The organism is Methylophilus sp. Q8, from assembly GCF_000800115.1.
In the GTDB taxonomy this organism is placed as follows: Bacteria; Pseudomonadota; Gammaproteobacteria; order Burkholderiales; family Methylophilaceae; genus Methylophilus.
The window spans coordinates 2791257-2804078 of the sequence record NZ_JUHE01000001.1; the positions used below are offsets into that span (position 1 = coordinate 2791257).

The following is a 12822-nucleotide window of genomic DNA, read 5'->3' on the forward strand; positions in this document are numbered from 1 at the left end:
ATCCTAAACAAAATAATTATAAAAATAATCAACAATCAATCTTAATTTAACGGCTTAATACAGATTTTAATTTTAACCAAAGAACGACGCCAGCCAGTATCGCGGTGATCGCATTGGCAATGATCACAGGCCAATCCTGTCTCAATATGCCGTAGATCATCCATAACAATACGCCGGTCGTAAATATCGTATACATTGGCAGTGATATCCCGCTTAAATCCCTGGTACGCCATGATTTAATCACCTGCGGCACAAATGCTATCGTAGTGCACACAGCGGCAATCGAACCAATACACAGATTTAACGTGGTCATTTCAAATCTTCTACTTCGGCACCAAACGCCTGTAACTTAAGCTTCTTCAACTGGTCACGATATTGGGCCGCTTTTTCAAATTCCAGGTTCTTGGCCGCATCATGCATGGCTTTTTCAACCCGCTTGAGCTCTTTGGTCAAGGTTTTCTCGCTCATGTTTTCATAGCTGGCCTGCTCTTGGGCGGCTTTGCGTTCACGTTGTGCTTCGTCTTTATCATAAACGCCGTCAATAATATCTTTAATGCGCTTGGTCACACCCCTAGGCGTGATGCCATGTTCGGCATTAAACGCCAGTTGGATTTTGCGTCTGCGATCGGCTTCGTCCATCGCCAGCTTCATGCTGCGGGTAATTTTGTTGCCGTAAAAAATCACCGTACCATTGAGGTTACGCGCTGCACGGCCCGCGGTTTGAATCAATGAGCGTTCAGAACGCAAGAAGCCTTCTTTATCAGCATCCAGTACGGCGACCAATGACACTTCAGGAATATCCAGGCCTTCGCGCAGCAGGTTAATGCCCACCAGCACATCAAACTCGCCCAGGCGCAAGTCACGGATAATTTCGACGCGTTCTACCGTATCAATATCACTGTGCAAGTAGCGTACTTTGACGCCATGCTCGCTGAGGTAATCGGTCAAATCTTCCGACATGCGCTTGGTCAACGTCGTCGCCAGCACGCGCTCGCCCACGGCCACGCGTAGTTTAATTTCACCCAGCAAATCATCGACCTGCGTATCGGCCGGTTTCACCGTAATTTCAGGATCGACCAGACCTGTCGGACGCGCAATCATTTCCACCACTTGCTGCTGGTGATTTTTTTCGTAATCCGCCGGGGTCGCCGACACAAATACACACTGGCGCATAATGCGCTCAAACTCTTCAAACTTGAGTGGCCGGTTATCCATGGCCGATGGCAGGCGCCAGCCATAATCCACCAGGTTAGATTTACGCGAACGGTCGCCCAAATACATGCCGCCGACCTGCGGCACGGTGACGTGGCTTTCATCAATAATCATCAACGCCTGCTCAGGCAGATAATCAATCAATGTTGGCGGCGGATCACCTGGATTGCGCCGTGTTAAATGGCGGCTATAGTTTTCAATGCCTTTGCAAAAGCCAATTTCATTCAGCATTTCGAGGTCAAACCGCGTACGTTGTTCAATACGCTGCGCTTCAACCAATTTGTTTTCGCTGAGAAAAAAGCTCACGCGCTGGCGTAACTCTTCTTTAATCGTATCCATCGCCCGCACCGTGGCTTCACGCGCGGTCACATAATGGCTGGATGGAAAAATACGGAAGTTATGGATCTTGTTAAATACCTGCCCGGTGAGCGGGTCAAACAACTGGATACTATCAATCTCATCATCAAACAGACTGATGCGTACCGCTGTTTCACTGTTTTCCGCCGGGAACACATCGATAATATCGCCACGCACGCGAAAGCAACCGCGGCTAAAATCAAAGTCGTTACGGTCATACTGCATATTGATCAGTTGCGTCACGATGTCTTTTTGCGCAACCTTTTTACCCTGATGGATATGCAGCACCATGCCATGGTACTCACCGGGGTCGCCAATACCGTAAATGGCCGACACAGTCGCCACAATGATCGTATCTTCACGCTCCAGAATGGCTTTAGTCGCCGACAAGCGCATTTGCTCAATATGCTCGTTAATGCTGGAATCTTTTTCGATAAACAAATCGCGCGAAGGCACGTAGGCTTCTGGCTGGTAATAGTCGTAATAGCTGACGAAATACTCCACGGCATTATTCGGAAAAAATTCCCTGAATTCGCTATAGAGTTGCGCAGCCAGTGTCTTGTTCGGTGCCATAACAATGGCCGGTTTGCCAGTGCGGGCAATCACATTGGCCATGGTATAGGTTTTGCCAGAGCCCGTCACACCGAGCAAGGTCTGAAATTTCAGGCCATCATCAATGCCTTGCGTCAGCTTTTCAATCGCCTGTGGCTGATCGCCAGCAGGTGGAAACGGCTGGTGCAATTCGTATTTACTGCCAGGGAAAGTGACGATCACAAGAACAATCTGGAGACAAGAATGGTATAAATCATATTTTAACTGTTTTTGCGGCCACAGGCGCAGGATTTACAATTTTCAGAGATGCCTTTCGCCCGAACTTTTATCGCAAGAATCAGTCACTTCAAACACATCAAAACAGGCACCAGGGGGATTCCGTGAAACACTTGTTTTTAGCATGCCTATTACTCGGCACATCCGTTGCCAATGCTTATAACCAGCAAGCATTGATGGAGGCCTATTTTGGTGTCGTCATGATCCGCGGCTACAACCTGGATGGTGGCATGGCCTATGGTTCCGGCGTGGTGGTTGCTGATAATAGCGTCGTCACCAACTGCCATGTATTACGCGCCACCAAACAGCCTTGGGTGTCACGCGGCGAAGACAGTTACCCGATCACCAGCGTACGCGCCGATGCCTGGCACGACCTCTGCCTGGTCACCACCCACAATATGCCCTTCAAGCCCGTCCTTCGCGGCAATAGCCACGATCTGGTACGCGGCCAGGAAATCACCGCCATCGGCCACTCCAATGGCGTACCGGCACCCATCACCTCTGTGGGTGAAATTCAGGGCCTCTACCCCACGCAACCTGGCAATATGATACGCAGCAGTGCCAAGTTTTTAATGGGCGCCAGCGGTAGCGGCCTGTTTGACATGGAAGGCAGGCTGGTCGGCATCAATACCTTCAAAACCGCAGGCAATGGCGGCAGCATCCACTTTGCACTGCCGGTCGAATGGCTGGATACACTGGAGAAAATGCCCGCCACCACCGAATTCCCGGTGCATGGCAAAGCCCTGTGGGAAGAAGACGAAGATAAAAAGCCTTTTTATATGCGCGCAGCAGTGCCTGAGTCCCGTCAAGACTGGGCAGCCCTGCAAAAAGTGAGCAGCTTATGGACGCAGCAAGAGCCCACCAGCGCAGATGCCTGGTTTAGCCTCGGCCTGGCTAACCTCTCGTTAAAACAATTCGCATTGGCCGCCAGCGCGTTTGATCAAGCCGTCAGTCTGGATAAACAATTCGTCGAAGCCTGGTTCAGACGTGGAGAAGTCGCGCAACAACTCGGCGACCAGCAAACCGTGCACCAGATCGAGACCCAATTGCAGCAAATTGACCCCTTATTGGTTTCCGTCTACCAGGCTTATCTCGGCTGCGAACAACACTGCCAGAAATAACGGCTTGATTTTTTTAGAAAAACCGCTCGCGCAAGCTTCCACAGCCGTGGTTTTTTGCGTAAAATATTGCGTTTTTCAATTTTTTGCAGGTCGCACCCGGCGGCCTGTTTGAGCATAGTCGACCCAACAAGGAAGCAATCTTGAGCCAAGCTGCCGCCAACGTGCTGTCTGCACGCGTGTTATCCATTAAAGAATCTCCAACTTTGGCCATTACTGCCAAAGCTGCCAAATATAAATCCGAAGGTCGCCCGATTATTGGCCTGGCCGCCGGTGAACCAGACTTTGATACGCCGCAGCATATTAAAGATGCAGCCAAGGCAGCGATTGATGCCGGTTACACCAAATACACGCCGGTCAGCGGCATTCCAGCGCTGAAAAAAGCCATCGTGAATAAATTCAAAAATGAAAACGGTTTTGACTACGCCTTAAACGAAGTCATCGTCGGTGTTGGCGGCAAGCAAACCATTTTCAACCTGTGCCTGGCCGTGTTAAACCCGCACGATGAAGTGATTATTCCAGCCCCTTACTGGGTCAGCTACGCCGACATCGCCATGGTGGCCGAGGCCAAGCCAGTGATTCTCGAATGCGGTATCGAGCAAGGCTTTAAGCTGCTGCCAGCACAACTGGAAGCGGCCATTAACGCCAAAACCAAACTGGTGATGTTCAACTCTCCTTCCAACCCAACCGGCGCGGTCTACACGCTGGACGAGTTAAAAGCATTGGGTGAAGTATTGCTGAAGCATCCACATGTATTAATCGCCACCGATGATATGTATGAACACGTCAACCTGACGGGCGACAAATTCCATAACATCCTCAATGCAGCGCCAGGCCTTAAAGACCGCTGCATCGTATTGAATGGCGTATCCAAAGCCTACTCCATGACCGGCTGGCGTATTGGTTACGCCGCAGGCCCGGCTTATATCATCAAAGCCATGGAAATCCTGCAAAGCCAATCCACCAGCAACCCAACCTCGATTTCACAATATGCCGCCGAAGCAGCCTTGAGTGGTTCACAAGACTGTATCAAGCCGATGGTGGCCGCGTTCCGCGAGCGTCACAAATATGTGGTTGACCGTTTCAACGCCATGCCAGGCCTGAGCTGTTTAATGGCAGGCGGCGCATTCTATGCTTTCCCGGATGCACGCCAGGCTATCGCAAGCCTGCACCAGGCTGGCAAAATCAAAGACGCGTCAGATATGGCGCTGGCTGAATACTTGCTGGAAGAGCACAATGTGGCTGTGGTGCCAGGCTCTGCCTTTGGTGCCGAAGGCTACTTCCGTATCTCGTTCGCCACCAGCATGGAAAACCTGCGCGAAGCACTGGATCGCATTGAAAAAGCGCTCAACTAAATAGCATTCGCCTGAAAAGAAAAAGCGCCCAAGGGCGCTTTTTCTTTTCTGCATTCAAGGTTAATCCTTGATGAAATCCTTGAGTAGGCTCTGCTGCAAAGCCACCTCACTCGGCAAACTGGTACTTGCCATCAAATCCACCGCACCAGCACCTAAACCAGACGGCTGGCTGGCTGCATGATCCTGAATCAGGTCATCAATATGAAGAGCGGCGGTCACTTCATCAGGCAATACTGTCGCTGCAAATGCAGAAAATGTGTTTTCTACAGGCAACTCCGCCAATAACCCAGCGATATCCAGCACGTCCTCGCCGGACTGCACTGAAGCCAGCACATGCTGCAACAACCACGGGTGTATCGCGTCATCACTCGCATCTGCAACGTATTGAGCGGTAAGTTGCGTTGTCATGGTAATGGTTTGCTGCCCATTAAACTGAATCAGCTCACCCGTCATTGCCTCCAGTGCCAATGTTGCACCTGAAGCCGTCACTACCTGATCGCCTTCTCGCAACAAATCACCCGCGACCAGCGCGCGGTGCTGCCCACGGGCATCAATCACTTCTGCCACGCCATCCACACTCGCAATTTTTCCAACCATGGTTCGCATCGTATTCTCCTGACACATATTATAAGTCAGCACCCTGACAAACCCGCCGCTGTCAAGGATCAGTGGCGCGAATATTACAAAAATTTGCGTAAAAATAGCCACGGATCACGCATTTTGTTTAGGTCATTCACCCGCCACAAAAAATATAAAATATTTCGCAAAAAGTAGTTGACCAAGGGGCGAGGCCTCAGTAATATAGCGCCTTCAAACGACGTACCGATTCCTCAATAGCTCAGTCGGTAGAGCGCCGGACTGTTAATCCGTAGGTCCCTGGTTCGAGCCCAGGTTGAGGAGCCAAATAGAATAAGGCTTTGCAGAGATGCAAGGCCTTTTTTGCGTCCTAAAATTATTGCGAAGCGCTTCGCAATGCTTGGTTCAATATGTCAAAAAATCCTTTTAGAATAAGGATTGACTGCCGGATTTTCGCTTCGCAACTAGTTTTTCGATCATTACTGATATATCTAAGTATCCTCCCTTATTAAATATGTGAAGCTAGAGTAGTAAACTATTCAAACTTCATTGATAACTAAGGTATGTTCGTGAATGTATTCCTGCCTCATAACTTCAACCCAGTAAATAAAATTACAGTTGAAATTACAAACTTAGATGATCGAGGCTTTGGCTTGGATGGCTCACTTACTCGTCGCGAGTGGCGACAGCTATGTCTTGAGATGTTCCTTGCGGGTAAGTCAGTATTTAATAGCTGGCAACAGACATTTCCACATCCAGACAGTCATAAACTCCCGCCCGTAAACTTTGATATATCAGTTATTAATAATGAGGACAGTAGTCAAAGCATAAGATTAGGTTGGAGTGGGCAAAATTCCAACTTCATAATTGATTTAACTAACCAAGAGTTTGATTCGGATTTATTTCTTGCTGGTTATGTTTTTTATTATGGCGTCATGTTCAGCGGCTCAAAGTTCAAAGCTTTAGCCTCATTTGATAATACAGTCTTTCACGAAGATGCATATTTCATAGCCACGACAATTACGTCAGGTGTTTTTACGGGTGCCACTTTTCATAAAGGAGCGCTTTTCGACGATTCAATTTTTGGTAGTAATTTTAGTACCTATGCCCGTTTTAACGCTGTAGCGAGTTTCAAGCGCGTTCAGTTCTCGTCTTTTGCATTATTCCAAGGGACCCATTTCAATTGGGCAAGTTTTGATAACGCTACATTTATTGGAAATGCAGACTTTTCAGGAAACACAACTAACAATAGATTTGGACCCATGTCGTTCGCTGGTTCCGTATTTAACGGAAAGGCAGATTTTAGTAATAGAGTTTTTGAGGGGGCTACAAATTTTGGAAAGCAAAATGGTCTATCTACGGAGTTTCATATTGTTCCGCTGTTTCATAACTGCGAGCTGCATCAAGATACCACTTTTGAATCTGCTAAATTCCCTGAGCCAAGCGGAAAAGATGAGACCGACGTAAGAGCTTATAACACTCTACGGCTAGCGATGAGTAAAAACCAGCATTTGTTAGCCGAAAAAGCTTTCTCAAGATATGTGTTGGAATCAGAGAGAGTGCTGGCTAGTGGCAATGACTATTGTTTTTTTACAATTTACAAATTTGTTTCGAATTATGGTTATTCATTTTGGAAACCATTTCTATTTCTAATTTTAACCCCCGTATTCATAGCAGCCATAATTTATGGGTTGATCGATAGTAGTAAAGAAAACTGCTTACTTTGGAATGAAAGCTGTTCTATTGATCTAGTCTTATTCACAAACTCATTGAAATTCTCAATCCTTCAAAGCCTGCCATTAGGCGTAGATAAAACAAGCGAATCTTTAATGAATGAATATTTCCCAGTCTCAAAAAGCCAATATTCTTTTATCACATTAGTTTTGCTTCAAAAAATACTGGCATTAATTGGATGGTTTTTAGTAGGCTTGGCTATTAGAAATCTATTCAAAATCAAATAAACTTTATTAACTAATTCCGCTTCGCAATTCGCTTCGCACTCCGCATGTTTATTGGGTCTAAAATGCCTTTATTAGATCTAATTGCGAAGCAAAAAACCGACTCAAACCCTCATAGAATATAGATAGCGGGCACGGACTGTTAATCCGTAGGTCCCTGGTTCGAGCCCAGGTTGAGGAGCCAAATAAAAAAGGCCTTGCAGAAATGCAAGGCCTTTTGCTTTATTCGCCGTACTGAATAATGGTTTTCTAAAAAGACCACCTTTACCCCAGCTTCACGCAACCTACTCCGCGTGAATAAAAGCCATCTGCCGATCCAAACACTGCTGCACTCTTTTCATCAGCACATCACTGCCGCCTAACCTTTCAACAGTAGGCAATAACTGTTGACGCGTTTTATCTTCAATATCGTCAATGATTGCTTTGGCAATATTTTCGTTAATACCGAAATGTGAAGCCGCACGTATGGCCAAGCTGAGCTTGGAAAGATTGTTGCCGGGGAAAATAGCCAGCGCCTGGTAATGCACGTTCGTCAGTTGCATGACGACGTCAAACGCGGGAGAAAGCTGATATTGATTGCCTTTGACATGCAGCATGCCATGGTTTTTGACATGGTCATCGGTATTGTCGATGATGAGGTTAAATACCATTCTGCGGTATAACTGCTTTAAATCGTGCTCGGGTTGGGCTGAAATCTTTCTGATCACCTGCGCGAATTCAATATAACTGCCGCCATTTGAGTTGTAGGAGACATTAAGTAACGCAGATGCCGAGAGGTAATGTATGCGCGTTTCGTCATCCACAGTGCCAGCCCGGTCAAAACGCTGCACTAACAAGGCATGCCCGCGATGTATGGGCGCAAGTGTGTGCGGGGAGACGTCTATGCCACACAGTCCGGCTAACGCTAGCACGGCGGCCTCAAGCAACTCTACATCGTGGTCATCGCTGCTTGCCGGGAATTTCGCAATCCACCTTTTATTATCGTGGATGAAATCCGCTTTGGGCCTGGCCCCACCTAGGCTGCCACCTTTATTGAGCAGTCGACGCAGGTGCAACGGTATCTCCATGGCGACCTCTAGTCGCTTGACCGCCTCAGCCATTTCATCAAGTGAAAACAGTTCACTGTCGGCTGCTTGCAGTTGAATCGGCAAGGTCTCGGCGAAAGTCATTGCGCCAACGCGATTGGCGTTGGTGAGTAGCAATACATCAATATTATCCAGGGTACGGCCCTGCTGGGACTCCAGCACTTTGCGCCCCCAGGCATCCGGCAACGCGTCACACAAAGTCAAAGGTAACGCGCCGCCGTCACGCACGCGACGCTCGGCCACGCTGACGACTTCATTTTTAAGCGGTAGATGTAGCGGATTTAGTGCAAAGGCATCAGGCGCCGCCAAAAATCCGGTGCCATAAGCCAATTGGCTGGACTCAATCACGCCTCTGCGCGCAAGTTTCAAAATCGCCGCGGGCCTGACATCGGTATCGAACCTGGCAGCCAGGCCTATATAAATGGTGCGATTAGAAATCACGCTCGTCCTCTGAAATGAATGCGGCATCGGTTACGCCAGGTTTTTTTCTGGCGCGAATAGACGCACTAGCACTCACGGAGACAGGCGCAACAGCCTCCAGATTGTCCAATTGGCCAAACAGCCACAGTGCATTGGCAATAATGCCCACACTCGCGCTAGGCTTGCCAGCCTCAATCGCCCGGTAAGTATTCTGTGAACAGAGCAAGCGGGTTGACATCTCCTTCACTGTCCAGCCCAAAGCCACGCGGTTGGCACGCAGGCGCAAGCCTAGCGTTTCTAATGCCTTTAGCACATCCGGGTTAGCACTCGCTAGTGAATTTGTTTTTTTAGACATCAATAAATTAATATTTAATAGACTTAAAGTTCATTATATTGCGTTTTAATACGAAATCAATTCATTTTTAAGCAGCGTGATTAGGCCGCATTTTGCATCATTCACAGGAATAGCCAGCTCGCCCGTAAAACTTATTGCCAGCAATACGAGTCAACGCTGATAATATTCCTCGGCGAGTTAATATTTCCTGGCGAGTAATTTCCACGCAAGTGAGCGCAAGCACGTGACGTCACGCCTATGCGAATATTGCCAGTGATGTAAAAGGATAAGCATGTCTGATTTGGCATTGACCTTGGCAAGAATCCAGTTCGGGTTCACCATTTCTTTTCATATCGTGTTTCCGGCGATTACCATCGGCCTGGCCAGTTACCTGGCCGTGCTGGAGGCGAGCTGGTTAAAAACCAGAAATACCGTCTACCTCGACTTATATCATTTTTGGGTCAAGTTATTTTCACTCTGTTTTGGCATGGGCGTGGTGTCTGGCCTGGTCATGGCCTATCAATTCGGCACCAACTGGTCTGGTTTCTCCAGCGTTGCGGGCAGCGTCACCGGGCCACTGCTGGCTTATGAGGTGCTAACGGCCTTTTTTCTTGAGGCGGGTTTTTTGGGCGTGATGTTGTTTGGCTGGAACAAGGTCGGGCCCACGCTACACTTTGCGGCCACCGTCATGGTGGCCATCGGCACACTGGTGTCGGCAACCTGGATATTGGCGTCGAATAGCTGGATGCACACGCCGCAGGGCTTTGAACTGATTGACGGCAAAGTGATTCCGGTAGACTGGTTCAAGATTATATTTAACCCGTCGTTTCCATACCGCTTAGTCCATATGGTGATAGGCGCCTATCTGGCGACTGCGCTATTTGTGGTCGCATCGGGGGCATGGCAGTTGCTGCAAGGAAAAGACAATGCCAGCGTACGCAAAATGCTGTCTATGGGACTGTGGTTGATATTGTTGCTGGCGCCATTGCAAGTGGTGGTGGGCGACATGCATGGCTTAAACACCCTGAAATACCAGCCAGCAAAAATTGCCGCCATTGAAGCGCACTGGGAGAATAAAGGCGATGAAGCCACACCGTTAATACTATTAGCCTGGCCGGACATGGCGCAAGAAAAGAATCACTTTGCTTTAGAGATCCCCGTGCTGGGCAGTTTGATTTTGCGTCACTCTTTCACTGAGCAGATTCCGGCACTGAAAGACTTCCCGCCACAAGACCGCCCCAATGCCACTATTATTTTCTGGACCTTCCGCATCATGGTTGGTTTGGGCATGCTGATGATATTGCTGGCCGCCACCTCATTGTGGTTACGTTACAAAAAACAGCTATACCAACATAATCCTTTCCTCACATTTGCCACCACCATGGGCCCTGCCGGGGTGATTGCCATTCTGGCGGGCTGGTTTACCACAGAAATCGGGCGCCAGCCGTGGGTGGTGTATGGTGTGTTACGCACCGCGGATGCCGTGACACCGCATACCGCCAGCGAAGTTGGCCTGACGTTGGCATTGTTTGTCATTATCTACCTGGCTGTATTTGGCATGGGCACGCTGTATGTCTTGCGGCTGGTGAATATCGGGCCAAAAACGGATGAAGCGCTGCAAGGGGATGCCATCTCGGTGAACCCGGGCGACGTGGATGCATTTGCACTGGCACCCGAGTTTCATCCGGATGCCAAGTCACCGGCTAACACCAAAGATCAATAAAGGGGCGACGCAATGGACTTATCACTGGTGTGGGCCATCATTATCCTGTTCGGTATCATGATGTACATCATCATGGATGGCTTTGACCTTGGCATAGGCATACTCTACCTGTTCTTTAAAGAGAAAGAGGACCGAGACCTGATGATGAATACGGTCGCCCCGGTATGGGACGGTAACGAAACCTGGCTGGTATTAGGTGGCGCTGGCTTGCTGGCGGCATTCCCTCTCGCTTATTCGGTGATTCTAAGCGCCCTCTCCCTGCCCTTGCTGTTTATGCTGATGGCCTTAATTTTTCGCGGTGTGGCGTTTGAATTCCGCTTCAGGGCGCATGATGCAGAACGCCACTTTTGGGACAAAGCCTTTTTATGCGGCTCTATCGCCGCCACCTTTTTTCAGGGCGTGACGCTGGGCGCCTATTTGCAAGGCATTAAAATGGTAAACCAAGCCTACGCAGGCGGGCCACTGGACTGGATTTCACCGTTCTCGCTCTTTACCGGGCTAGGTTTATTAGTCACGTATGCCTTGCTAGGCAGCACCTGGCTGATTTTCAAAACCACAAGCGAACTGCAAACCACCTGTTACAAGCTGTCACAAGGTATTTCTATCGCATTGCTAGTGATTATTGCAGTCATCAGCCTGTGGACGCCATGGATGGACAGCCGCATCGCCGAACGCTGGTTCAGCTTGCCCAACCTGCTGTGGTTATCGCCTGTGCCCTTGCTGGTGATATTTTTCTTTTACAAATTGCAACGCGCACTCAAGGCCAAGGTCGAAACCAGCCCGTTTCTTTATACGCTGGGCCTGGTATTACTTGGCTATGCAGGCCTAGGCATCAGCATCTGGCCTAATATCATCCCGCCGGAAATGAGCATAGATGCTGCCGCGGCCCCACCACAAAGCCAACAATTCGCCCTGATCGGCGCCGTAATTATTATTCCGATTATTCTGATTTATACCGCCTGGGGCTATTATGTGTTTCGCGGCAAAGTGAACAAGGACGAGGCTTACCATTAATGACACATACGCCCAAAAACACCCTGAAACGTCTGGGCTGGTTTTTCCTGATCTGGCTAGCCAGTATTGCAGCCCTGGCGATCGTCAGCATGTTACTCAAGGGATTGATGATGGCAGCAGGCTGGCATACTTAAACGCACGCCATAAAAAAAGGAGCCTCGAGGCCCCTTTTTAACTAAACGCCGTTAATGCCGCCCAGCCAACCCTAATTTGGCCCGTAACTGCTGCGGCACAACCTCCCCGGCAGAATTACACAACTCCTTCATCAACACCTGTTTGCGTCGACTTAATGTGACACCCATCTCTTTCAAGTTGAGCTTTTTCGACTCGCGTACCATGGGAAACATTTCGGTTTCCTCTTCCTCCACATGGTGGGCAATATATTCGCCCAACACCTTGACCTTGGCATCGTACATCTCATCTTTAGGATCCATACTCTGAATCTGCCCAATCAGGTCTCTCGCACTATCATGCTCGACATTGGCTTCATTGAGCATATCGTCATCATGCGTGGCCTCGCGGGCAGCCGGATAAAAGACTTCCTCCTCCGCCGTCGTGTGCGCAATCAACTCGGCACAGATTTGATTGGCGATCTTAACTTTGCCTTGAATATCCTCTTGTTTCGCCAGCTTTTCATATTGGCTAAACATTTTCTTCACCGCCGCATGGTCTTGCTTAAGCAGCACGATCACGTCATGTTTCGCCGTGCTTGCATTGGCTCGCTTGGTCGTTGCCTGTTTGTTTGATTTCAAGTGAGTCTCGGTTCTCATAACCTTCTCCAACAATGGATAGAAAGCATGATAATGTCTCGAAATGCATGATGCATATAGGCAGGATTGACT

The 12822-nt window shown here is 48.8% G+C and carries 12 protein-coding genes and 2 tRNA genes; 8 read left to right on the forward strand and 6 right to left on the reverse strand.

The window, feature by feature from the left end:
- Nucleotides 1-46: 46 nt before the first annotated feature.
- Nucleotides 47-313 carry a SemiSWEET transporter gene (locus tag GQ52_RS13205; RefSeq protein ID WP_019882013.1) on the reverse strand — a complete coding sequence of 89 codons (267 nt, stop codon included), beginning with the start codon at nt 311-313 and terminating at the stop codon, nt 47-49.
- Nucleotides 310-2343, reverse strand: a complete 2034-nt coding sequence (uvrB, locus tag GQ52_RS13210; protein ID WP_024929902.1) for an excinuclease ABC subunit UvrB — start codon at nt 2341-2343, stop codon at nt 310-312. The genes GQ52_RS13205 and uvrB overlap by 4 nt, the downstream gene beginning before the upstream one ends.
- 158 nt (nt 2344-2501) lie before the next feature.
- Here uvrB and GQ52_RS13215 point away from each other — a divergent pair, with 158 nt between their 5' ends.
- The gene (locus tag GQ52_RS13215) at nt 2502-3518 is read left to right on the forward strand and encodes a trypsin-like peptidase domain-containing protein (protein WP_047518310.1); all 1017 of its coding nucleotides are present in this window, start codon (nt 2502-2504) and stop codon (nt 3516-3518) included.
- A gap of 140 nt (nt 3519-3658) precedes the next feature.
- Complete coding sequence (locus tag GQ52_RS13220) at nt 3659-4870, forward strand: pyridoxal phosphate-dependent aminotransferase (RefSeq protein WP_047518315.1); 1212 nt, start codon at nt 3659-3661, stop codon at nt 4868-4870.
- Nucleotides 4871-4930: 60 nt separating this feature from the next.
- On the opposite strand, the gene GQ52_RS13225 is transcribed toward GQ52_RS13220, so the two are convergent.
- Nucleotides 4931-5476, reverse strand: a complete 546-nt coding sequence (locus GQ52_RS13225) for a hypothetical protein (RefSeq protein WP_235273361.1) — start codon at nt 5474-5476, stop codon at nt 4931-4933.
- 221 nt (nt 5477-5697) lie between these two features.
- Between GQ52_RS13225 and GQ52_RS13230 the strand changes: the two genes are divergently transcribed.
- The 3 genes from GQ52_RS13230 to GQ52_RS14140 all read left to right on the forward strand — a co-directional run bounded on the left by GQ52_RS13230 (nt 5698) and on the right by GQ52_RS14140 (nt 7588).
- Nucleotides 5698-5773 (forward strand) — tRNA-Asn (locus GQ52_RS13230).
- A gap of 242 nt (nt 5774-6015) precedes the next feature.
- Nucleotides 6016-7407, forward strand: coding sequence for a pentapeptide repeat-containing protein (locus GQ52_RS13235; RefSeq protein WP_161792012.1), 1392 nt, complete (start codon nt 6016-6018; stop codon nt 7405-7407).
- Nucleotides 7408-7513: 106 nt separating this feature from the next.
- Nucleotides 7514-7588 (forward strand) — tRNA-OTHER (locus GQ52_RS14140).
- A gap of 100 nt (nt 7589-7688) precedes the next feature.
- Here GQ52_RS14140 and GQ52_RS13240 read toward each other — a convergent pair.
- Both GQ52_RS13240 and GQ52_RS13245 read right to left on the reverse strand, forming a co-directional pair.
- Nucleotides 7689-8930 carry a type II toxin-antitoxin system HipA family toxin gene (locus tag GQ52_RS13240; RefSeq protein ID WP_047518320.1) on the reverse strand — a complete coding sequence of 414 codons (1242 nt, stop codon included), beginning with the start codon at nt 8928-8930 and terminating at the stop codon, nt 7689-7691.
- Entirely contained in the window at nt 8920-9264 is a 345-nt protein-coding gene (locus tag GQ52_RS13245) for a helix-turn-helix domain-containing protein (RefSeq protein WP_024929897.1), read from the reverse strand. Before GQ52_RS13245 ends, GQ52_RS13240 begins: the two co-directional genes overlap by 11 nt.
- A 271-nt stretch (nt 9265-9535) precedes the next feature.
- On the opposite strand from GQ52_RS13245, the gene GQ52_RS13250 reads away from it, so the two are divergent.
- Genes GQ52_RS13250 through GQ52_RS14045 form a run of 3 tightly spaced genes read left to right on the forward strand, consistent with a single transcriptional unit; the run spans nt 9536 to nt 12114 of the window.
- Nucleotides 9536-10966 (forward strand): cytochrome ubiquinol oxidase subunit I, encoded by a 1431-nt coding sequence (locus GQ52_RS13250; protein ID WP_047518322.1) that lies wholly within the window; start codon nt 9536-9538, stop codon nt 10964-10966.
- Between the two features lie 12 nt (nt 10967-10978).
- Nucleotides 10979-11980: a cytochrome d ubiquinol oxidase subunit II gene (cydB, locus tag GQ52_RS13255; RefSeq protein ID WP_047518324.1), complete on the forward strand. Its 1002-nt coding sequence runs from the start codon at nt 10979-10981 to the stop codon at nt 11978-11980.
- On the forward strand, nt 11980-12114 hold the full coding sequence (locus GQ52_RS14045) for a DUF2474 domain-containing protein (RefSeq protein ID WP_081979362.1): 135 nt from the start codon (nt 11980-11982) through the stop codon (nt 12112-12114). The genes cydB and GQ52_RS14045 overlap by 1 nt, the downstream gene beginning before the upstream one ends.
- 51 nt (nt 12115-12165) lie before the next feature.
- On the opposite strand, the gene GQ52_RS13260 is transcribed toward GQ52_RS14045, so the two are convergent.
- Nucleotides 12166-12750, reverse strand: coding sequence for a hemerythrin domain-containing protein (locus GQ52_RS13260; protein ID WP_047518326.1), 585 nt, complete (start codon nt 12748-12750; stop codon nt 12166-12168).
- Nucleotides 12751-12822 lie beyond the last annotated feature (72 nt).

Coding starts and splice junctions, on each gene's coding strand:
- GQ52_RS13225 (WP_235273361.1), bottom strand. CDS start 5,476: ATGCGAACCATGGTTGGAAAAATTGCGAGTGTGGATGGCGTGGCAGAA.
- GQ52_RS13205 (WP_019882013.1), bottom strand. CDS start 313: ATGACCACGTTAAATCTGTGTATTGGTTCGATTGCCGCTGTGTGCACT.
- GQ52_RS14045 (WP_081979362.1), top strand. CDS start 11,980: ATGACACATACGCCCAAAAACACCCTGAAACGTCTGGGCTGGTTTTTC.
- GQ52_RS13260 (WP_047518326.1), bottom strand. CDS start 12,750: ATGAGAACCGAGACTCACTTGAAATCAAACAAACAGGCAACGACCAAG.
- GQ52_RS13250 (WP_047518322.1), top strand. CDS start 9,536: ATGTCTGATTTGGCATTGACCTTGGCAAGAATCCAGTTCGGGTTCACC.
- cydB (WP_047518324.1), top strand. CDS start 10,979: ATGGACTTATCACTGGTGTGGGCCATCATTATCCTGTTCGGTATCATG.
- GQ52_RS13245 (WP_024929897.1), bottom strand. CDS start 9,264: ATGTCTAAAAAAACAAATTCACTAGCGAGTGCTAACCCGGATGTGCTA.